18 protein-coding genes and 1 pseudogene are annotated in these 20227 nt (G+C 70.3%); 12 read left to right on the forward strand and 7 right to left on the reverse strand.

Annotated elements, in window-relative coordinates:
* Positions 1-43: 43 nt before the first annotated feature.
* The 3 genes from CWT12_RS03090 to CWT12_RS03100 are packed head-to-tail and all read right to left on the reverse strand — an operon-like array spanning position 44 to position 2762.
* Positions 44-838: a response regulator transcription factor gene (locus CWT12_RS03090; protein WP_161923666.1), complete on the reverse strand. Its 795-nt coding sequence runs from the start codon at positions 836-838 to the stop codon at positions 44-46.
* The gene (locus CWT12_RS03095) at positions 835-2304 is read right to left on the reverse strand and encodes a sensor histidine kinase (RefSeq protein WP_161923667.1); all 1470 of its coding nucleotides are present in this window, start codon (positions 2302-2304) and stop codon (positions 835-837) included. The genes CWT12_RS03090 and CWT12_RS03095 overlap by 4 nt, the downstream gene beginning before the upstream one ends.
* On the reverse strand, positions 2301-2762 hold the full coding sequence (locus tag CWT12_RS03100) for a PLDc N-terminal domain-containing protein (protein ID WP_161923668.1): 462 nt from the start codon (positions 2760-2762) through the stop codon (positions 2301-2303). The genes CWT12_RS03095 and CWT12_RS03100 overlap by 4 nt, the downstream gene beginning before the upstream one ends.
* Before the next feature lie 191 nt (positions 2763-2953).
* Between CWT12_RS03100 and CWT12_RS03105 the strand changes: the two genes are divergently transcribed.
* The 5 genes from CWT12_RS03105 to CWT12_RS03125 all read left to right on the forward strand — a co-directional run bounded on the left by CWT12_RS03105 (position 2954) and on the right by CWT12_RS03125 (position 8986).
* On the forward strand, positions 2954-4270 hold the full coding sequence (locus tag CWT12_RS03105; RefSeq protein WP_161923669.1) for an AMP-binding enzyme: 1317 nt from the start codon (positions 2954-2956) through the stop codon (positions 4268-4270).
* A 177-nt stretch (positions 4271-4447) separates the two neighbouring features.
* Positions 4448-5404, forward strand: a complete 957-nt coding sequence (locus tag CWT12_RS03110) for a 1,4-dihydroxy-2-naphthoate polyprenyltransferase (RefSeq protein WP_161923670.1) — start codon at positions 4448-4450, stop codon at positions 5402-5404.
* A gap of 418 nt (positions 5405-5822) precedes the next feature.
* The gene (locus tag CWT12_RS03115) at positions 5823-6977 is read left to right on the forward strand and encodes an ABC transporter substrate-binding protein (RefSeq protein WP_161923671.1); all 1155 of its coding nucleotides are present in this window, start codon (positions 5823-5825) and stop codon (positions 6975-6977) included.
* Positions 6974-8062 (forward strand): ABC transporter permease, encoded by a 1089-nt coding sequence (locus CWT12_RS03120; protein WP_374939190.1) that lies wholly within the window; start codon positions 6974-6976, stop codon positions 8060-8062. Before CWT12_RS03115 ends, CWT12_RS03120 begins: the two co-directional genes overlap by 4 nt.
* Before the next feature lie 3 nt (positions 8063-8065).
* Positions 8066-8986: an ABC transporter ATP-binding protein gene (locus tag CWT12_RS03125; protein WP_161923672.1), complete on the forward strand. Its 921-nt coding sequence runs from the start codon at positions 8066-8068 to the stop codon at positions 8984-8986.
* 75 nt (positions 8987-9061) lie between these two features.
* Here the strand turns inward: CWT12_RS03125 and CWT12_RS03130 are convergent, their stop codons facing one another.
* Positions 9062-9649: a YagU family protein gene (locus tag CWT12_RS03130; RefSeq protein ID WP_161923673.1), complete on the reverse strand. Its 588-nt coding sequence runs from the start codon at positions 9647-9649 to the stop codon at positions 9062-9064.
* Positions 9650-9830: 181 nt separating this feature from the next.
* On the opposite strand from CWT12_RS03130, the gene CWT12_RS03135 reads away from it, so the two are divergent.
* The gene (locus CWT12_RS03135) at positions 9831-10403 is read left to right on the forward strand and encodes a hypothetical protein (protein ID WP_161923674.1); all 573 of its coding nucleotides are present in this window, start codon (positions 9831-9833) and stop codon (positions 10401-10403) included.
* Here CWT12_RS03135 and CWT12_RS03140 read toward each other — a convergent pair whose 3' ends face one another.
* Both CWT12_RS03140 and CWT12_RS03145 read right to left on the reverse strand, forming a co-directional pair.
* Positions 10404-11519 carry a 1,4-dihydroxy-2-naphthoyl-CoA synthase gene (locus CWT12_RS03140; RefSeq protein WP_161923675.1) on the reverse strand — a complete coding sequence of 372 codons (1116 nt, stop codon included), beginning with the start codon at positions 11517-11519 and terminating at the stop codon, positions 10404-10406.
* 56 nt (positions 11520-11575) lie between these two features.
* A complete protein-coding gene (locus CWT12_RS03145; protein WP_161923676.1) occupies positions 11576-12157 on the reverse strand; it encodes a hypothetical protein in 582 nt (193 codons plus the stop codon).
* A gap of 513 nt (positions 12158-12670) precedes the next feature.
* Between CWT12_RS03145 and CWT12_RS13770 the strand changes: the two are divergent.
* Positions 12671-12931, forward strand: a pseudogene (locus CWT12_RS13770) (arginine deiminase family protein); the annotation flags it as partial.
* Between the two features lie 86 nt (positions 12932-13017).
* Complete coding sequence (locus CWT12_RS03150) at positions 13018-14058, forward strand: arginine deiminase family protein (protein ID WP_237564286.1); 1041 nt, start codon at positions 13018-13020, stop codon at positions 14056-14058.
* Between the two features lie 203 nt (positions 14059-14261).
* Here CWT12_RS03150 and CWT12_RS03155 read toward each other — a convergent pair whose 3' ends face one another.
* Entirely contained in the window at positions 14262-14966 is a 705-nt protein-coding gene (locus tag CWT12_RS03155) for an NUDIX hydrolase (RefSeq protein WP_161923677.1), read from the reverse strand.
* Positions 14967-15562: 596 nt separating this feature from the next.
* Between CWT12_RS03155 and argF the strand changes: the two genes are divergently transcribed.
* The 4 genes from argF (at position 15563) to menD (ending at position 20103) form a co-directional block, all read left to right on the forward strand.
* A complete protein-coding gene (gene argF / locus CWT12_RS03160; protein WP_161923678.1) occupies positions 15563-16624 on the forward strand; it encodes an ornithine carbamoyltransferase in 1062 nt (353 codons plus the stop codon).
* Positions 16625-16842: 218 nt separating this feature from the next.
* On the forward strand, positions 16843-17022 hold the full coding sequence (locus tag CWT12_RS03165) for a hypothetical protein (protein WP_161923679.1): 180 nt from the start codon (positions 16843-16845) through the stop codon (positions 17020-17022).
* 76 nt (positions 17023-17098) lie between these two features.
* Positions 17099-18280: an o-succinylbenzoate synthase gene (locus CWT12_RS03170; protein WP_237564287.1), complete on the forward strand. Its 1182-nt coding sequence runs from the start codon at positions 17099-17101 to the stop codon at positions 18278-18280.
* Positions 18277-20103, forward strand: a complete 1827-nt coding sequence (menD, locus tag CWT12_RS03175) for a 2-succinyl-5-enolpyruvyl-6-hydroxy-3-cyclohexene-1-carboxylic-acid synthase (protein ID WP_161923680.1) — start codon at positions 18277-18279, stop codon at positions 20101-20103. The genes CWT12_RS03170 and menD overlap by 4 nt, the downstream gene beginning before the upstream one ends.
* The last annotated feature ends 124 nt before the right edge of the window (positions 20104-20227 follow it).

Raw genomic sequence — 20227 nt, forward strand, 5'->3', positions numbered from 1 at the left:
CGCACGTCGACCTCCCCCGATAGGGGGATGAGGCGGCTACTGCCTACCGATCCGCGTCAACCATCCCGGTCCGCAGCGCGTGGATAACCAGCTCCACCCGGTTGCGGCAGCCGGTGCGCCCGAGCAGCGCCTTGACATGGGTCTTCACGGTCGACTCGGCGATGTACAGGCGGGCTGCGATCTCCGGGTTGGTCATTCCCCGGCAGACCAGTTCAAGCACGTCGCGCTCGCGGCCGGTCAGTGCCTCGCCTGGCAGCAGCCCAATCACGGTGCGGGGAACTCCGGCGGGCTTCGCGCCGAGCGGGGGAGAGGCGGGAACGTTGGCCGAATCTACTTCCACGACCGGACCGCCTGCGGGCTGCTCGGGCCGTCCCTCCAGCGCGCCCAACACGTACGGGGTGATGACCGGGTCCAGCCAGGCCCGACCGGCGCCGACGGCGCGAACCGCTGCCAGTAGCTCCTCCGGGCCGGAGTCCTTCAGCAGGAATCCGACTGCGCCGGCCCGCAACGCCCCCAGCACTAGCTCCTCCTCCTGGAAGGTGGTGAGCATGAGTACCCGTGTGGGGCTGTCGCCGTCACGGCCGCTCAGGCCGGGATCGGACAGCAGCAGCCGGGTGGCCGCAATGCCGTCCAGCCCCGGCATGCGGATGTCCATAAGCACCACATCGGCCGGCTCGCCACGGTCCCGGGCACGGCGCAGCGCGTCCAACGCCGCCCGCCCGTCGTTGGCGGTTGCCACCACGGTCATATCCGCCTGCGCGTCCAGCAGGGACCGAAAGGCCGCAACCAGGAGCTGCTGGTCGTCTACTACGGCGATGCGCACATGGTCGGCGGTCATGGTTGCTCCTGTCCCGGCGGTGCAGCTGCGGGCGCCGCCGCGCCCGGGCGGGTGGCATCAGGCGTAGACGCCACCGGGAAGACGGCGGACAGTAGGAAGTAAGCGCCGTCGTCGCTTGGGCCGGCCTCCAGGTGGCCGCCGGCCAGGCGCAGCCGCTCGGCCATGCCGGTCAGACCGTGCCCGGGGCCATCATGGCTAGCATGCGTCTTCCCGCGCTCGCCTTCCGCAACCGTGCTGAAATCACCCCGGGGCTGCGGGTTGGTGATCCGCACCTCGCATCTGCCGCCTTGCGCGGCCACGGTCAGGTGGGCGGTGCCGCAGCCGTGCCTGACCGCATTGGTCAGGCCCTCGGAGACCACCCGATTCAGTGTCAGCCGCTGCAGCGCCGTCCAGGATCCGTTCCAGGTGGCAAGCTCTGCCGCGTCGGGTAGGGCGGCCTCGACCTCCATGCCGGTACCGCGTGCCTGCTCCACCAGCGCCGGCAGGCCAGTCAGGTCCGCCGCCGGGGCCAGCGCGCCCGGGCCGGACGAACTGCGCAACAGCGCCACCAGCTCGCGGGTGGAGGCGAGTGCCGCCGCAGAGGCGTCCCGCACCGCCGTCAGGGACTCACGGGCCGCCTCTGGCGTGCCCAGGGCGAGCCCGGTGTCGGCCTGTACCTTCACCACGGTCAGGCCGTGGCCGACCAGGTCATGCAGTTCCCGCGCAATGGTCAGGCGCTCCGCGGACACCGCCTGTGCTGCCGCCAGCCGGGCTGCTGCCGCGACGGCCCGGTCCACGGACTCCGCGGCCGCGCGCCGACGCAGCGCCCCCAGGTAGGTGCTGGTTACCACCAGCACGCAGGCCAGGGAGAATCCGAAAGGCGGATAATTGAACATATGCGCGGTGTGCGGGTTGAACGAGTACACCGTCTGCGGGTTGATCACCGCCCCGACCAGCGCCGCCAGGAGCGCCACCACGCCCCAGCGGCGGTCAGGGGCCCAGCGGGCAAGTGCGTGCAAGGCCGCCGGCACCGCCACAATGACCGGCGACAGGCCAAGACTTACTGGCGTAAAGCGCAGCAGCACCACATACGCCACCATGGCGAGGTAGACCGCCACGCCCGAGGCCACGGGGGCGCGATGACGGAAGGGCTGGGCGGCGGCCACTGCCACGGCGACCAAGGTGTTCAATACATAGGCCGGATGCGGTCCCCAGGTGGTTACCAGCGTCGAGTCCGCCGCCACAACTACCAGCAGCAGGGCGGTGAGCACCGCGTCACTGACCGGGATCCGGTACTCACCCAGACCGATCAGGCGGCAGCTCCGCCGCCAGTCCAGGGCAGTGGGCAGCGGCGCGTCCGCGCGTGTATTGGTGGCCGGGGGAGCAGCCGGATCAAGGCGGCCGGCTGAGCGAGCTGAGCCAGCTGAGTCAGTGGCGGGCGCGGGCGCTGCCGGGGAGGCCGCGGGGACGGTGCCGGCGGTGCTCACGGCGTCGGGGAGTCATCCGAGGCAACTTCCGGTCCCTCTCCAGCGCCGCTGCCGTCGGAGCCCCCACCAGGGTTCTCGGCATCCCCGTCCGCCGCGCCGCCGCGCCCAGCGGCGGGCTTGTCATCCCGGCGACGACGCCGAATATCCCGCTCCAGGCGGGCGAGGAACTCCGGATCGTCATCGGGCGCCACCGGGCGGGGACGCTCCGCCAGGTGCAGGTCCACACGCTCCTTGGAGGACCACACGGTCCGCTCGATCTCGCCGCCGCGCTCCTCCGCGGCCCGCACCCGGGAGGTAATGATCCAGGCGATCGGCCCCATCCCGATGATCAGCAGGATGATCAGGATCCACATGGGCTTGGGCAGGTGTGCGGGCATGTTCTCCGATGGAGTGCGCACGCAGTCGATGAGCGCATACAGGGCCAGCGCCGGTACGAGGATGTAGGGGACAGCACGCACGTATCTACCCTAACCTTTCTTTGCGGTGTGGCGCTGGCCGGTTCCCATGCCACCCTGGTGTTCGTGCCATCCACAACCAGCCGCGCCCGCCCGTTGTTCCTCCTGCGCGGGGGCACCCGGCCCGAGGACGTCGCCACGCTGACCGCTGCCCTGCGCGAGCGGATCGAGGCGCGCACTCGGGGCTCCCGAGCGTGCGCGAGCGCCGATGCAGTTGGGGCCGTTGGGACAGTCAAGACCTGGGACATAGCCGGGCAGACCCCCGGGGACGGCCCGGGCGGCAGGCGCCGCGCCCCCGGGAACGGGCAGCGGCTACCGCTGCTGGTCCCCATCGGCCCGCCGAGGAGCCGGAGACCGTCACCACCGATCTGGCCCGCCGCCTGGACCCGGCCGGCCCGGCAACCCGCCCGGACGTCGACCTGCTGCTGCGCACCTCCGGCTCATCGACGGGCACCGGCACCCTGGTGGCCATGCCACTGGCATCCCTACTCGCCTCCGCGCGGGCCACGCACGCCCGCCTGGGCGGTCCCGGCACCTGGGTGCTGGCCCTGCCCACACACCACGTGGCCGGCCTGCAGGTGCTGATCCGGTCCGTCTTGTCCGGGCGCGCGCCGGTGGTGGTGGACTCCGACGGCGGCTTCAACCCCGATGCACTCGCGGACGCCATTGAGCGGGCCCTTTCAGCTCGGCCCGATGATCCGGTGCGCGTCCCCCTGGTACCCACCCAGCTGGTGCGCGCGCTGGCCCCCGGGCAGCAGCGGGCACAGCGGGCACTGGCCCGCGCCGACGCCGTACTGCTGGGAGGCGCCGCAGCCGACTCGGAGCTGTTGCGGCGGGCCCGGGCCGCCGGGGTGAAGGTAGTGACCACATACGGGATGAGCGAGACCGGGGGCGGCTGCGTCTACGACGGCCTTCCCCTGGAAGGAGTGCGGGTGAGCATTGATGACCCAGACGCGGCGGGCGTGGGCCGGATCGTGCTCTCCGGGCCGGTGCTGGCATCCGGATACGCTGAGCGCGGAGCCCGCCCGGCCGGCGCGGCGAGCTTCCGCGAGCCGCCGGGCAGCAGCGCGGATGAGCCGGAGCGCCGCCGCGAGCTGGTCACCAGTGACCTGGGCAGACTGGTCGACGGACCGGACGGAATACGGCGGCTGGCGGTCCTGGGGCGCGTTGACGACGTCATCGTCACTGGCGGCGTCAAGGTCGCCCCGCATGAGGTCGAGGATGCACTGACGGCACTGCCGGGCGTCGCCCAGGCCTGCGTGGTCGGAGTGCCGGACGCCGAATGGGGCAGCGCCGTAGTCGCGGCAGTCGTGCCGGACACCGGCCGGGAGATCACAGACCGGGACGCCTGGGCGCAGCAGTGCCGGGACGCCGTGCGCAAGCACCTGGATGGGGCGCACACGCCCAAGCGGATCATCGTCCTCGACACGCTGCCGCTGCGCGGACCGGGCAAGGTGGACCGGCGGGCCCTGGCGCGCCGGCTCACTTCCGCCTGCCGAAACGCCGACTGAGTGGGGCAGAACTGGCAGAGAATGCACCACTTTCCCGCAGACAATGTCGCGGCCGAACCGAAAACGTCCCGAATACTGCCAATCCTGTGAAGGACCCGTGAGCGGCGGCCAGTGAAAGTGGTGCAGATTGTGACACCCGGTCCTGAGATAGGCTCTGCGCGCCCCAAGGAGGAACACATGACTGACCGGGATCTGCCCGCCGGTACCGAACCGCGCGCCACGAGCTGGACGGAGGTCGTGCGCCTGCGCACCCTGCCCGCAGCCGTCGCCCCGGTGATCCTCGGGGCGGGCGCCGCATCCGCCCTGGGTGCGGCCTCGGGCCCCCGGATCCTGCTGGCGGCCGGGGTGGCCCTGGCGCTGCAGATCGGCTCCAACCTGGCCAACGACTACTCCGACGGGGTGCGCGGCACCGACGACGACCGTACCGGCCCACCCCGGCTGACCGCCTCCGGCCAGGTAGACCCGCGCCGAGTGAAATACGCCGCCTTCGGCTGCTTCGGCGTGGCCGGCGTGCTCGGGCTGATCCTGGTGGCGCTGTCAGGCCAATGGTGGCTGCTGGCAGCCGGGATTGCTGCGGTGGCGGCCGCCTGGTTCTACACCGGCGGTTCGCACCCCTACGGCTACGCGGGGCTCGGTGAGGTCTTCGTATTCATCTTCTTCGGGCTGATGGCCACCTGCGGCACCGTGTACGTGCAGGCCGGGGGCGTGCCCGGGTGGGTGTGGCTCGCCGCCTGCGGCATCGGCCTGATCGCCTGCTCCCTGCTGATGGTCAATAATCTGCGCGATATCGCCACCGACCCGCAGCACGGGAAGATGACTCTGGCGGTGCGGCTGGGGGAGCGGGGCGCCCGCCGGGCCTTCACGGCCATGGTGACGGTGCCCGTGGTGCTGGCGGCCGCGGCAGCCTGGTGGGCGCACGCCGACCTGACCGCGGCGTCCGGAGGATCACCCTGGGCGGCACTCGGCGGGGCCGTAGTGCTGCTCGCTTTCCTCACCGTCATGGCGGCACGGACCCTGCGGCCGGTGCGAGCCGGGGCGACCGGGCGCGCACTGATTCCGGCACTGCGCGACGCCGGTCTGTACGAGCTGGCCTACGGCGCCGCCCTCGCACTGGCCCTGATCGCGGCGGCGTGAGATTGGCCGGGGTGGAGCGCGGTCACTTGCCCCCATCGCCGAGGCGGGCTAGCGTGCTGGCCATGGCCAACACTCACCTGACGACCCGGACCGCTGGCAGCGCACAGGCGCTCGCGGTCATGTGTCAGGTGCGCATGTGTCGGTGCTGTCAGGCACGCTGACCCTGTCCGTGAGGCGTGACGTCCGCCGCTAGCCCGACTAACTCAGTTTCCCCCCAGTTCTGCGCTGCTCTGTAGTTCCTGTGCCGTCCGCCCGACCCGGGACGCAAACCCGACCTGGAACGAGTGCCGCGTAAATCTTGGAACAGGGCTATTCCCGTCGTCCGCCTGTGCCTGACAGCGATCCTCCCTTTCGGACAACGCCATTTCCGTCCGCAGCAGCGCGACGATCACGTCGATGCGCCTTGAGGAGAACCCCCATGTCCACTTCCTCCAACCCCGCCAACCACCCCGAGCACACGCCCGACCCCACCCCCGAACCCCAGGCCGGTGACATCACCGCCGAGAACGCCGCCGCCATCCTGGCCGCCGACGACGCCGACGCCGCAGATTCCCCAAATGCCTCACGCCTCACCCGGCGGCGCCTGCTCACCGTCGGCGGGCTCGCCGCCGCGGCCGTCGTCGGCGGTGGCGCCTGGCTGACCCTGCGCCGCACCAATTCCGGCGTCGTCGGCGCCGCCGAGCGCCTGCCGCTGGTGATCGGCGGCGACATCTGCGCCGCCCCGCTGTACGCCGCCTACCACCAGGGCTACTTCGACGACGCCGGCCTGAACGTCACCCTTGCCCGCACCCAGCGCACCGAGGACACCAAGGACGCCCTCAGCGCCGGGAAGTACATCGGCGCCCCCGGCATCTTCTTCTCCTGGCTGGAGCCCATCTACAACGGCATCAACGCCAAGCTGACCGCCGGCTTCCACTCCGGCTGCCTACAGCTGGTGGTCAACAACGGCTCCCCGATCTCCTCCTACGCGGACCTGAAGGGAGCCACCATCGGCGTCCCCTCCCTGTCCTCCTCGGCCTTCGCCTACTTCTCGATCGGCCTGGCCAAGGCCGGCATCAACGTCGACCCCGAGCATGGCGACATCACCTGGACCACCATCGACGAGGACTCCCTGGGCACCCGCCTGACCAACGGCGACGTCGACGCGATCATGGGCTCCGACCCCGCCCCGCTGCTGCCCGTATTCGACGGCACCGCCCATGTGATCGAGTCCAATGACGACGAGCCCTTCTGCTGCTCCGTGGCTCTAAACGGCGACTTCGTGGCCAAGCGTCCCGAGGACGCCAAAGCGCTCACCGAGGCGTGGCTGAAGGGCTCGGACTACTTGGCCGCGTCCGAGGCCAACCGCAAGGAGATCGCCAAGATCGAGGTCGACAACAACTACGTCGCCGCCGACCAGTCCCTGGTGGAGGAGGTGCTGGAGACTTACGGCTGGGAGGCCTCGGCCACCGCCTTCCGCGAGGCTATCGAACCGGGCATCGAGGACTTCAAGCTCACCGGCTACATCGACTCCGGCATAGGTGCCGCCGAGCTCGCCGACACCGTTTACGCGGACCTGGGGATCAACCGGTGAGCGCCCAGGCACAGGCGGATGCGGCGGCGGGACAGCCCGTTCCCGCCGAAGACGCGGCCTCGGCCGGTGCTGCTGCGACGCGGCCCTACCGGACCCCGCCGCACCCCCACGAGGACGCTCACCGGCGCACCCACCTGAGTCGTCTCGCCGGGGCGGCGCTGGCCCTCTGGGTCGCGTACGTCGGAGTCGTCGTCTTGGTGCCCGACGCCGCCGATGCGCGCACGGCCAGCACGACGCCGCTGCTAGCGCTGGTCGGCACCTGGATCGCGGTGCTGGTCGGCTGGACGGCGGTAGCCCAGGCCCGCCCGGGTACCCCCGCGGCGGGGGCACTCGCGCACCGACTGCCGTGGATCGTGTTCTTCGGGGCCTGGTTCACCCTCTGGCAGCTGACCACGGTCAAGTCCGGGCTGCTGGACCCACCCTACTTCGTTGCCCCGGAGGTGCTGATCGAGGCCTTCCTCGGCGACTGGACGCTACTGGCTAGATGTCTGGGATCATCCGCCCTGCTGTTCCTGACCGGCTACGCCGTCGGTTCGGTGCTCGGCTTCGTCACCGGCCTGCTCATGGGCTGGTCGCGGCGGGCCGACTACTGGCTGCACCCACTGCTGCAGACGGTCGGGCCGGTGCCCGCGGCGTCACTGCTGCCGCTGGCGGTGCTCGTCCTGCCGACCACATACGCCTCGGCCGCCTTCATCGTCGCCTTCGGGGCCTGGTTTCCCATGGCGACCATGACGCGCGCCGGCGTGCGGGCCGTCCCGCGCTCCTACTTCGACGTCGCTCGCACCCTGGGCGCCCGCGAGTCCTTCCTGGTGCGCCGCATCGCGATTCCGGCGGCCCTGCCGGACATGCTCACCGGCCTGTTCACGGGCCTGGGCACGAGCCTGGCGGCGCTGATGACCGCGGAGCTGGTGGGCGTCGACCAGGGGCTGGCCTGGTACATCAACTGGGTCAAGGGTTGGGCGGACTACCCGCGCATGTACGTGGGCCTGGCCGTGCTCATCATCTTCTGCCGCGCGTTGATGATTCTGCTGTTCAAACTGCGCTCCTCGCTGCTGGCGTGGCAGCAGGACCTGGTGAGGTGGTAAACGATGACTGCTTCGACGCCCTCCGCCGGTTCAACAACTTCTGCGCCAACGCAGGCGGACACCGCGGGCATCCCCGCCCCCGACGCCGAGCCCGCCTCCCGCGGGGCGCGGGTACACCTGACCGGCATCAGCCATCACTACCCGTTACGGCACGACGTCGACCACGGCTGGGTGCCGGCCCTCATGCGGCTGGTTTCCCCTGCCGCCCGGGCGCGGTATGAGGCCGAGTCCGCCAAGCCGGACCAGTTGCCGGTGCTGAACGGCATCGACCTGGATATCGCCCCGGGGGAGTTCATCTCCCTGGTGGGCCAGTCCGGCTGTGGCAAGTCCACGATCCTGCGGCTGCTGTCCGGCCTGGAGACTCCCAGCCAGGGCAGCGTCGTCGTCGACGGCGAGGCCGTGTCCGGCACCGCCCCCGAGCGGGCCCTGGCCTTCCAGGACGCCACGCTGCTGCCGTGGCGCACGGTGCGGGAGAACGTTGCCCTGGGGCCACAGGCCCGTGGACGCCTGGAGCCGCGCCGGGTCGAGGCGGCGCTGGAAGTGGTGGGGCTGCGCGACTTCGCCGACGCCTACCCGACCACCCTGTCCGGTGGCATGGCGCAGCGCGCGGCCCTGGCCCGGGCCCTGGTCAACCGGCCGCGCCTGTTCCTGCTGGATGAGCCCTTCGGCAAGCTCGACGCACTCACCCGGCTGACCCTGCAGGATGAGATCGCCTCCCTGTGGGCCTCCCAGGGCTTCACGGCGGTGCTGGTCACGCACGACGTGGAGGAGGCGCTGCGCCTGTCCAACCGCGTCATCGTGCTCTCTGAGCGGCCCGCGCACGTGGTGGAGGACATTCGCGTGCCCGAGGGGTTGGGGAGTGACGAGGCCGCCCCCGAGTTCCAGCGGCTGCGCCGTCACATCCTGACGCTCCTGGGCCGCTGACCGGGAGCACAGACGGCGCCCGCCCCGGCAGGAGAGTCGGGGCGGGCGCCGTCGTCGGTAAGCGCGCGGGCTCACTCAGCGGGTGGCGGCCTCCAGGGTGACCTCCGCGTCGGGCTCGCGGGTGATGCGGTTGCGCAGGTCGCGGCGCACGATCTCGATGGACCACATCCACACGATGTGGCCGAAGAACTCCGAGAAGTGCTCCGACCAGGTCTGGGCGCCGTCGATCCAGGGGAATGGGCTGGGGGCCCAGCCCAGCAGCGGCATGACGATCACATGCGCGCCCACGTACACGAAGACGCCGAAGACGGCACCCTGCCACAGCTTGATCCGTGGGAAGTACTCGGCTGCGATGCAGTAGATCAGGCCGAATACGATCGCAAAGCTGAAGTGCACGATGAAGGACATGATCGGCAGCTCGTTGTTGGAGAACGTGACCGTCAGGTGCGAGGTCTCCGGGGACATGCCGAACCACTCCAGCATCGCCTGCGGCGGGTTCGTGTCCGAGCGGATGCCGGGCGTGCGCGGCGGGAAGGGCACCTCCCAGCCGAACTTGACCAGGGCGGAGAAGGTGCCGGCAATGAGGCCGACGAGTGTGGCCACGCCGACGCGGCGGCGGGACGGCTCGGTCGAGCCGAGCAGGCGTGTGATCCAGGCTGGCATGGGAACCTCCGGGTATTGCGGCGGGGTCGCCGCGGCGATGATGAGCAAGCGCCTACGGCGCGCGCTCATCGGGGTCGACCAACGATTTCACGGCGCAGCGCCGGTGTCCAAGCGACCCGGCGGCGAAGGCGGGCGTCGAACTCGACACCCAACGCCACCGGTAAGCGCATAGGGTGAAGCCGTGATCTACTACCAGAGGGACGATGAAGATGGCGGGACCGCGCTGGGTGTTGTCAGTGCCATCCTGGCGGTCGGCCTGACGTGCATCTTGCCGTTCGCGCTAGGTCTGTCGATCATAGCCGTGTCCTTCTTCCTGGAGGCGTTCCCGGAGTCCCTGTATGCGGCGGATATGGGGTTTCCCTTGCTGGCGCTGCTCTACTTTGTGGCCTATGGGGCAACCTGGTACGGCGCCCACCGTTTTCTTTTGTCCCCCTGGACTGTGCAGGTGACTGAACGGGGTGTGCGCATTGGCAGGGACAACCTTCCTTGGCCGCGGCGGCGCGAGGAACTGATCATTGTTGAGAAGCATCGCCTGGGCGGGCGCATCCGCCACCGAGCTATTTACGACTCTAAATTCGGTCGCGTGCGCTTGCGCGCACTTGAGGCGTATACATACGGTAATTCCAACGCTGCGCGGCAAGCCGTGGAGGCGCGGCTGGACCAGGTCTGGGCGGCCTGTGAGCAGGCGCGCGAGGATGCGGCTGAAAGACGGCGCCAGGCGGCCGCGGAGCCGGGTGCGGACGCTCAGAAGTAATCAGAAGTAATAGGGGAAAGGCGACCAATCCGGCTTGCGGCGCTGAAGGAAGGCGTCGCGGCCCTCGGCGGCCTCGTCGGTCATGTAGGCCAGGCGGGTGGCCTCCCCGGCGAAGACCTGCTGGCCCGCCAGGCCGTCGTCCGCCAGGTTGAAGGCGTACTTGAGCATGCGGATCGCCTGCGGCGACTTGCCGGCCACGATGCGCGCGTACTCCAGGGCCCGCTCCTCGAGCTCGGCATGGGGGACGGCCTCGTTGACCACGCCCCAGCGCTCGGCGGTGGCGGCGTCGTAGGTGCGGGCCAGGAAGAAGATCTCGCGGGCCCGCTTGTCCCCGACCTGCCGGGCGAGCAGGGCGGAGCCGTAGCCGGCGTCGAAGGAGCCCACATCGGCGTCGGTCTGCTTGAAGCGGGCATGCTCGGCGGAGGCGAGCGAGAGGTCGCAGACCACGTTCAGGGAGTGGCCGCCGCCGGCCGCCCAGCCGGATACGGCCGCGATGACGACCTTCGGCATGGTGCGGATGAGCCGCTGCACCTCCAGGATGTGGAGCCGTCCCGCCCGGGCGGCGTCCAGGCGCTCTCGCTGTGCGGCGACGGCGGCGTCGTGATTGTCGGTGGTGGCTGCGACGCTCCCGACGACGGCGTCGGGGCGGGACCTCCCGGCGTCCTCTCCGGCAGAGGAGGCGGCCCCGGCGTCGTCGCCCGCCTTCTCGTACAGGTAGCCGTCCCGGCCGCGCACCCGCTGGTCGCCGCCAGAGCAGAAGCCCCAGCCGCCGTCCTTGGGGGAGGGGCCGTTGCCGGTGAGGATGACGGCACCGACGTCGCCGCTCATGCGTGCGTGGTCGAGCACCCGGTACAGCTCGTCGACGGTGTGCGGGCGGAAGGCGTTGCGCAGCTCGGGACGGTCCAGCGCCACCCGCACCACCGGCAGGTCGCGCACCCAGGCGCCGTCGGCGTTGCGCTCGCAGCCGCGGTGGTAGGTGACGTCGGTAAGCGCGCCCGGGCCGTCGCCGCGGTTGGCGAATCCGGCGACGTCGCGCCAGCGGAGGGGATCGAAGATCTCCGAGACCCGCTGCGGCAGCGGGTGGGGCGACGGTGCAGCAGTTGACGACTGGCTCATGCACACAGGGTAGGCGGTTCGCCTACGGCTTGGCTCTCGTCTTGCCCGTGCCTCGACTAGTCCGCTTCGATCCGGTTGCCATCTTCGTCAACGTAGTAGCCTTCATCGTCGATTTCCTGGAAACTCAAGCGGCCGTCCTGAATCTCCTCGGCGAAGTGTTCGCCTGTCATCAGGCGCACTTGGCGGCCGCGCTTCATCATTTCCTCGTAGTTGAGAGTGGTGTCCCAGGGCTTGTCGAGCGTAATGATGATGACCGCATAGAAGATCCAGGTCACCAGGGTGAGGGTGAGTATTGAGGACGACGCCAACAGCGTGGCAGCGGCGGAGCCTGCTACGGCTGGGCAGATGAGCGAGATGACAGTCAGGGTCGGTCCCTCGGGGTCCTGCGAGCGCTTGGCGCGCATGATCAGTCGCGACGCCGTCGCGTCGAGAACCTCCCGTATGACTGCGGCCACGATCGCGAATGCAACCACACGGTCAACGGTCAGGCCCGTGTGGGTCAACGCCGACAAGATCCCTGTGACGATGCCAAGACCGAGTCCATAAAGCAGAGCCATGAAGGCCCTCCCGGAGGCCAGTGCCCAGAGCGGGATTGCTGGGTGCCAGCGGGAGTCGGATTCCTGTGTTGTGGTCGCCATGGGTTCTCCTGATTGGATTTCGTCCGTCGATCTGCGATCGGCCGATACCTATCAGGGTGAGTGTAGGGAAAGTGTGAGCCGAATCATAGGCTGATCTTCGTCAGGGTTGTGCGTGCCAGACCGCTGCACGAGCCGGATGTTCCGCTACGGCGGCGTCACTGCCGCCGACCAGGTTTGTTGGGCTCTTCCGGTTTGAGGGCGTGGCGCTGGACTCCGGGGTGACGTCGGGTGAGGCCTGCCCGCCCACGCGCTGACTTTTGGTGCCGAGTCCCGTGCGTAGCGCCCCAAAATGTCCAGGATCGGCACAAAGGCCGTTAGGGGCCGCTGGGGCCGTTTCTGAAACCGCATGATTCCAACGTTTTGCCCACGGTGCCCGGAAACGTCGGAGTCGTTTGTACCGAACTCGGACATTCCGTCCCACGGCGAGGCGTCCGAGGCGCGCAACATGCCCGGCTCACAGTGCTCGCGCACACGCCCGCCGCTCGACCCGGCTAGCCTGTGTCCATGACGCTCATGACGCAGAGCCCCCAGACCGCCTCGGACCCCGCCGACCGGACGGTTATCCCGCGCTCCGTCGGCGGCGGGCGGGTCGACTCCGAGACCGGCCGCCTGCGCGAGGTCATCGTTCACCGGCCCGGGCGGGAGATCGCCCGCATCACGCCGATCAACGCCAACTCCCTGCTGTTCGACGACGCCCTGAACATCGCCCGCGCCCAGGCCGAGCACGACGCCTTCACCGCCATCCTGCGCGCCGAGGGCGTGATCGTCCACGACTTCCGCGACCTGCTCACCGAGACCCTCGCCGTCCCGAGGCCCGTCGCCTGGTCCTGGAGGAGACCGTCGGCCCGCAGGCGGTCGGCGTGTCCACCTCCGAGGTGCTCATCGACTTCCTGGGCGGCCTGCCCGACGCCGAACTCGCCGAGGTCCTCCTGGCCGGCATCACCCGCAACGAACTGCGCGAGCGCCTGGACCCCGCCGACGCCGCCACCCTGTTCGCCACCACCTACCTGTCCACCCTGGAGGGGCAGTTCGTGGTCACCCCCCTGCCCAACCACCTGTTCACCCGCGACACCTCCGCCTGGCTGTACGGCGGCGTGTCCGTCAACACCATGGCGCTCGCCCCCCGCCGACGTGAGGCCGTCAACTACGAGGCCGTCTACCGCTTCCACCCCGCCTTCGCCAGCCGAGTCGGCTCCGTCTCGGGCGGGGAAGGGGCGACGTCGTCGGACCGGACGCCGGGTGAGCGCGGCCCGCTGTGGGTGGAGCCTCACGGCGCCTCCCCGGCCACCGTCGAGGGCGGAGATTTCCAGGTGCTGGGTAACCGCACCCTGGTCATGGGGCTAACCCACCGCTCCAGTGCGGCCGGTGTGGAGCGCCTGGCCACCAGGCTCTTCGCCGACGGCGTCGCCGACCGGGTCATCGGCATCCACATGCCCGACCGCGCCTTCTACACCGAGCTCGACGCCGTCATGCACCTGGACACCCTCATGACCATGGTCGCCCCCGACACCTACCTGCGCTTCTCCGGCTTCAACGACGTCACCACCGTGGAGATCGAGCCCGGCGCCAACCACGGCTCCAGCAAGGGCTCCGCCCTGCGGGTAACCGTCCACGACGGCGGCGACATGGACGCCGTCCTGGCCCGGGCCGCCGGCATCGACGCCTTCAAGGTGATCAGCCCCGATATGTCCGACGAGGCCGAGGCGCTGCGCGAGCTGTCCCGCGACTCCTGCAACGTCGTCGCCCTGGCGCCGGGGCGGGTCATCGGCTACGCGCACAACCAGCGGGCCAACGATGTGCTGCGCCGGGCGGGTGTGGAGGTCATCGAGACCCCCGGCGTCGAGCTGGTGCGCGGTCGCGGCGGCGCCCACTGCATGACCTGTCCGGTCACGCGCGATTGAGCCGAGTGACGCCGAGCTTGCTCGGGTGTCCGAGGCGATTGAGTCGCGTGAGAGGCCTTGCCGTACACGCGCGACCGAGCCGAGTGACGCCGAGCTTGCTCGGGTGTCCGAGGCGATTGAGTCGCGTGAGAGGCCTTGCCGTACACGCGCGATTGAGCCGAGTGACGCCGAGCTCGCTCTGATGTCCGAGGCGACTGCGCGGCTCACTTCCCGACGATGCTGATCTCTCGCGCCTCGTCCCACGGCACCGTCCAGCCCGCGGCGTCGATCACCGTGGACAGCACCGCAGCGGTGAAGCCCCACACGAGCGGCCCGCCGTCGCGGGTGACGAAGGCGGGGCCCCGCCACACCTGTCCGCCGCGCTCCAGCACCCACGTACGCCGAGCCGCCGGATCCACGAGCGCACCTACCCCGACCCGCGTCGCCCACCTCGTCTCGGTGCCGTCCAGCCGCATATCTCGAGGCGTCGCCCACCAGCCGAGCACTGGAGTCACCAGGTTCGCCGAAGCGGTCAGCGCCGCTTCCGGCAGCGCGCCGAGCACATCCACGTCGGACGGCTCGATGCCCGCCTCCTCCCATGCCTCACGCAGAGCCGCTGCCGCGGGATCGCCCTCGTCGGTCGGCTCCAGCCCGCCGCCGGGGAAGGCGACCTCACCGGGGTGGTGCCTCACCGCCGCGGACCGCAGCGTGAGAACGACGTCGAGGTCGTCCACCGATGCCCCCTCGCCGTCGGCGCGCACCCCGCGGGACACCGCCTGCTCGCCCACCCCGAATAGGACGAGCACGGCCGAGCGCCGCAGGGCGCGCCCCGAGGACCTGAGCCCCTGCGCACGCTCCCGCCGCGACTCCAACCCGTCCAAGCGGGGTGCTGCCGCCGCCACCCGGCGAAGATCATCAACCACTCCCATGGGGGTGAGGCTACGGCTTCCTCATCGTCGGCGACGGTTAACGGCGAGTCTGCGGTGGTGACAATGGCAACCGGCTCTGGGAAGAGTCGTGTGGCGTCAGCTCACGTGCGCGGCCGCGGCGGTTGCCGCAGACGACGATGCCGCCTCAACCGAGCCGACCGGCGCCAATGCTGCGGCCTCGTCCGCGGGCCATGCCGCTTTCACCGGTGAATCAGGAACGGCGGGCTTAACGAGCGTTTCCGCACCCTCCGGCGACGCGACGGGACAGGGCCCCGCACTTGGTGCAGGTTATCGGCGTGAACGTGTTGCTTTAGGACGTGTTGTCGGCGTGAACGAGTGTTTTGGCGTGGCGGCGTGTGGGGGTGGTGTTTTTGCACGACCCTGGGTGACACTGCACGACCTTGGTGTGTTTTCCACGACCCCGGGGTGGTCGTGGAAAACACACCAAGGTCGTGGAACGCGGCCCGGGGTCGTGCAGTGCATACATATCCGACTCCGGTGGGGGTGCCGACTGAGCGTGTGGCACGGGACGGCTGCCGCCGCCCAGGCATGCCCTACGATCATCCCCTGAGCTCACGCCTCGAAAGGACCTTCGCATGCTCGCCATCCCGGCCCCAGACCCCGCCGTCCTCGCCTCGCTGAAGGGACGCAGCTTCCTGCGTGAACTCGATTTCACGCCGCAGGAGTGGATGACGCTGATCGCCCTGGCGGCACAGTTGAAGGCCGACAAACGAGCCGGCCGGGAGACTCAACACCTGAGGGGCAAGAACATCGCCCTGATCTTCGAGAAGACCTCCACACGCACCCGCTGCTCCTTCGAGGTCGGCTCCCACGATCAGGGCGCCCACACCACCTACCTGGACCCCTCCGGTTCTCAGATCGGCCACAAGGAATCCGTGGCGGACACCGCCCGCGTACTGGGCCGCATGTTCGACGGCATCGAGTACCGCGGCGACTCCCAGGCCAAGGTGGACCAGCTCGCCGGGCTGTCGGGCGTGCCGGTGTGGAACGGGCTCACCGACGACTGGCACCCCACCCAGATGCTGTGTGACTGCCTGACCATGCTGGAGCACACCGACAAGCTCACGCGCGAAATCGCCTATGCCTACGTCGGTGACGCCCGCTTCAACATGGGCCGCTCCCTGCTGGTGGCCGGTGCCCTACTAGGCGCCGACGTGCGCATCGTCGCCCCCAAGGAACTGTGGCCCGACGACGATTGCGTCGCCGCCGCCCAGGCCGTGGCCGCCGACACCGGCGCCCGCATCACCCTCACCGAGTCTGTGGACGAGGGCGTGGCCGGGGTGGACTTCGTGCACACCGACATCTGGGTGTCTATGGGGGAGCCGAAGGACGTGTGGGCCGAGCGCATCGAGCTGCTGCGCGACTACCAGGTAAATGCCGCCCTGATGGCAAAGGCGGGGGAGCAGGCGAAGTTCATGCACTGCCTGCCCGCCTACCACAACCGCGAGACCACAATCGGGGAGGAGATCTACCAGGCCACCGGCATGGACGGCCTAGAGGTCACCGAGGACGTCTTCGAGTCCGAGCGCTCCATTGTCTTCGACCAGGCCGAGAACCGCATGCACACCATCAAGGCCGTCATGGTCGCCACCCTTGGGAATCCAGCGGCGGCAACGACGACGGCGCAGGCCGGCTGATCCGGGACGTCCGGTTATCCGGGGGTAGAGAATCTGCGGAGGCTGTGGACGAAAAGGTGCATTCACACTGGCCCTGGGCTCGGTGCGTGCGCTGACCTACCCCGAAGGCGTGATCGAGCCGCCCGCCGCGACGACAATTACCTCCGCGCTACCGGACGGGGATGAGCAGGTGACCCAGGAGCCTGCCGACACGGGCGCGAGCACCGACCGGCGGTGGGGTGCGACCATCGGCTGCCGAACTCAGTGGTGAACTCACATCTTACGAGCCGCCGCTGGAGGCGCTGACGAGCGTCGACGCCTCCCAAACCCAGCGTTTGACAGGCCTGGAGACCGCCAGCCGGGAGGACCATGCCGTAGATTCCGCCAGCAAGATGTTCTTGGGCATGGACGAGGACTGACGGCGGAATCGTTGCCATTGGGCACTGATCATTACGCTCGGGCACCAGGCCCCGGCCGCCTGGCTATTCTGTCGGCGTGACCATCCCCAACCGCGGCCCGGAACCCGCGTCGGCACGCGTGCGCGGTGAACTCGATCTGGACGCCCTGCGTGCCGGCGTCGGCGGGCGGTTGCTGGCCGACATCGACCAGGCGGTTGTCTGGGACGTAGCCATGCGCACCCCCTTTCGCGGCCTGACCCGCCGCGACGGCGTGCTCCTGCACGGGCCCGCCGGATGGGGCGAATTAGCCCCCTTCTGGAATTACGACGCCGATACCTGCGCCCCCTGGCTCGCCTCCGCCCTGGAACAGGCCATCGTCGGCCACGCCGACCTACCCCGTTACCGCCAGACGGTACCCGTGAACATCACCGTTCCCGCCGTCGCCCCCGACCACGCCCGCGCCCTAATCGCCGCGGCGGGGGCGAGCGCCGCGACCGGCCCAGGCCGCAGCGCCTCCCGCCAGCCCGAAGCCGACCCCGTCACCGTCAAGATCAAGGTCACCGGTGCACGCGCCTCCGACCGCAAGGCGCTGGCCGCTGACGTGGCGCGCATCGAGGCCGTCCGCGACGCCGTCGGCCCGGGCGGCCGCATCCGCATCGATGTCAACGGTGCCTGGGACCTGGAGACCGCCCGCAAGATCCTGCCGCTGCTAGACACTGCCGCCCAGGGCCTGGAGTACGTGGAACAGCCCTGCGGCAGCACGCAGGCGCTCGCGGACCTGCGTCGCCTGGTCAATATCCCCGTCGCTGCGGACGAGTCCATCCGCCTGTCCGCAGACCCGCTGGCCGTGACCCGCCTGAAGGCCGCAGACGTGGCCGTCCTCAAGGTCGCCCCGCTAGGCGGCGTGCGCCGCTGCCTGGCACTGGCCGAACGCCTCGGCCTGCCCTCCGTCGTCTCCTCCGCCGTCGACACCAGCGTCGGCATCGGCGCGGGCGTAGTGCTCGCGGCCGCCCTGCCGGAACTCGAACACGCCTGCGGGCTGGGCACGGTGCGGCTGCTCGCCCGGGACGTCGCGGCCCCCTCCGCCGTGCCCGCCGACGGCGTCCTGCCGGTACGGCCCGTGCATGTCTCGCGGGCGCTGCTGCGCACGGCCTCCGCCGACGCCGAGGTCACCGCCCGCTGGCGCACCCGCCTGTCCCACATCACCGCCGCCCTGCGGCGCCGGCGTGAACGTGAAGCCGCGGACCCCGGCCTCGCTGTGGCAGGACTGCGCCTATGACCGTCCCGCCGCCGTCACTTACCGCCGCCCGCGCCATCGTGACTTCACTGATTCGCGGCGGCGTGCGCCAGGTGGTGCTCGCCCCCGGCTCCCGCTCCGCGCCCCTGGTCCCTGCGCTAGCCGCCGCCGAACGCGAAGGGGCACTGCGGGTGCGCGTAGTCATTGACGAGCGCACCGCCGGGTTCGTAGCCCTGGGCTGCGCCCGCGCGGAGCTGCTGGCCGGCACTCGCCGCCCTGCCGCCGTCGTCACTACCTCCGGCACCGCCGTCGCCAACCTGCACCCGGCTGTGGCTGAGGCCGATGCCGCCGGCGTGCCCCTGCTCCTAGTCACTGCCGACCGGCCCCATGAGGCGGTCGGCACCGGCGCCAACCAGACCACCGAGCAGACCCGCGTCTTCGGTGCGGCGCCGCGCACGGTGGTGGACCTGCCCGCAGACATCACCGCCGACCTGGGGGAGAGGGCAGGTATGAGTGCCCTCGCCGGCCAGGTGCGCCGGGCAGTGGACGCCGCCACCGGTGCCCTGACCAATGACCCGGGCCCCGCGCAGCTAAACGTCCGCTTCCGGCCCCCGCTCGCGCCCGAGCCCGGCTTCGACGACGCTGCCGGTGCTTACCGGAGTACTGCACCGCTGCCGCCGGGCGGCTCCCCAGGAGCCTCGGCCGGTGCCGCCGCACCTGTTGTTGTCGCCCCCGCCACCCTGCGGCACCCGGCGGGTGCGCAACCGGCTCCGGAGGGCTCTGGACCGGGGCGCCGGGAGCGGCGCGGCGTCATCGTCGCCGGGGACAGCGGCGACGCCTCCGGTCGTCATGCGCGCGCCCTGGCCGAGTACCTGGACTGGCCGCTGCTGGCGGAGCCGACCTCTGGGGCCCGTGGCGGCCCCCAGGCCCTGACCCGCTACGCCGAGCTTTTGGCGGCCCCGGAGGGGACGCGGCTTGCCGCGCAGGTTGAGCACATCGTGGTTGCCGGGCACCCCAGTCTCACACGACCGGTCAGTGCCCTGCTCGCCCGCGAAGACCTGCATATCGACGTGCTTACCTCCACCTCCCGCTGGACGGATGTAGCCGGTACTGCCGCGCGGGTCGTGCCGCTCCACGCGGCTGCCGCAGCGTCTGCTGACCACAGCTCCGTAGCCGCGGTCGGCGACGGCAGCGCGTCCCCGCAGCCGGCCGACCTTGCCGCCGCGCTGGGCCTCGGCCCCGGCCCGCGCGACTGGACGGCGCAATGGCGCGGCGCGGTTGCAGCACTGCCCGCCGTCGGCCTGCAGCCGGGGTCCGGGGCACTGACCGCGGACGCTGCCGTCACCGCGGTGTGGGATGCCGCTCTGCGTGCGCCAGCCGGTGCCGCACCCCTGCTCGTTGTCGGTTCCTCCATGACTATCCGCCGGCTGGACCGGCTGGCCGCGCCCGCGTCAGGACCCGCGCCGGCCGCAGTCGCCAACCGGGGACTGGCCGGCATCGACGGCACCCTCGCCACTGCACTGGGCGCTGCCACTACTGGTCGGCCCGTGCGCGCCGTCGTGGGAGATCTCACCTTCCTCCACGATGCCATGAGCCTTTCGCGCGGGAGGCTGGAACCAGAGCCCGACCTGCAGGTCGTTGTCATTGACGACGGCGGGGGTGCCATCTTCTCCACCCTGGAGTACCCCGCGGTGATGCCGCAGGCAGACTTCGCCCGGTTCTTTGCGGCGCCGCAGGCTACCGACCCGGGGGAGCTTGCGGCGGCCCTGGGCATCAGGGTCCGCCGACCTGCCGACCTGGGCGCGATGCAGGCCCTGCTGACCGAGCCGGTGCGGGGGCTCAGCGTGGTACACGTGCGCGTATGATCTTGTGTACCGTGCCTGTGGCGCTTTCCACCACCGACGCGTGATATCAAGCCTAAACACGAGTTTCACAGGTAAGTCCCAGACTAGTGTCGGAGATGACTCAGGTCATGCGTATTGGGTTTGA

Source organism: Actinomyces sp. 432 (assembly GCF_009930875.1).
GTDB lineage: Bacteria > Actinomycetota > Actinomycetes > Actinomycetales > Actinomycetaceae > Actinomyces.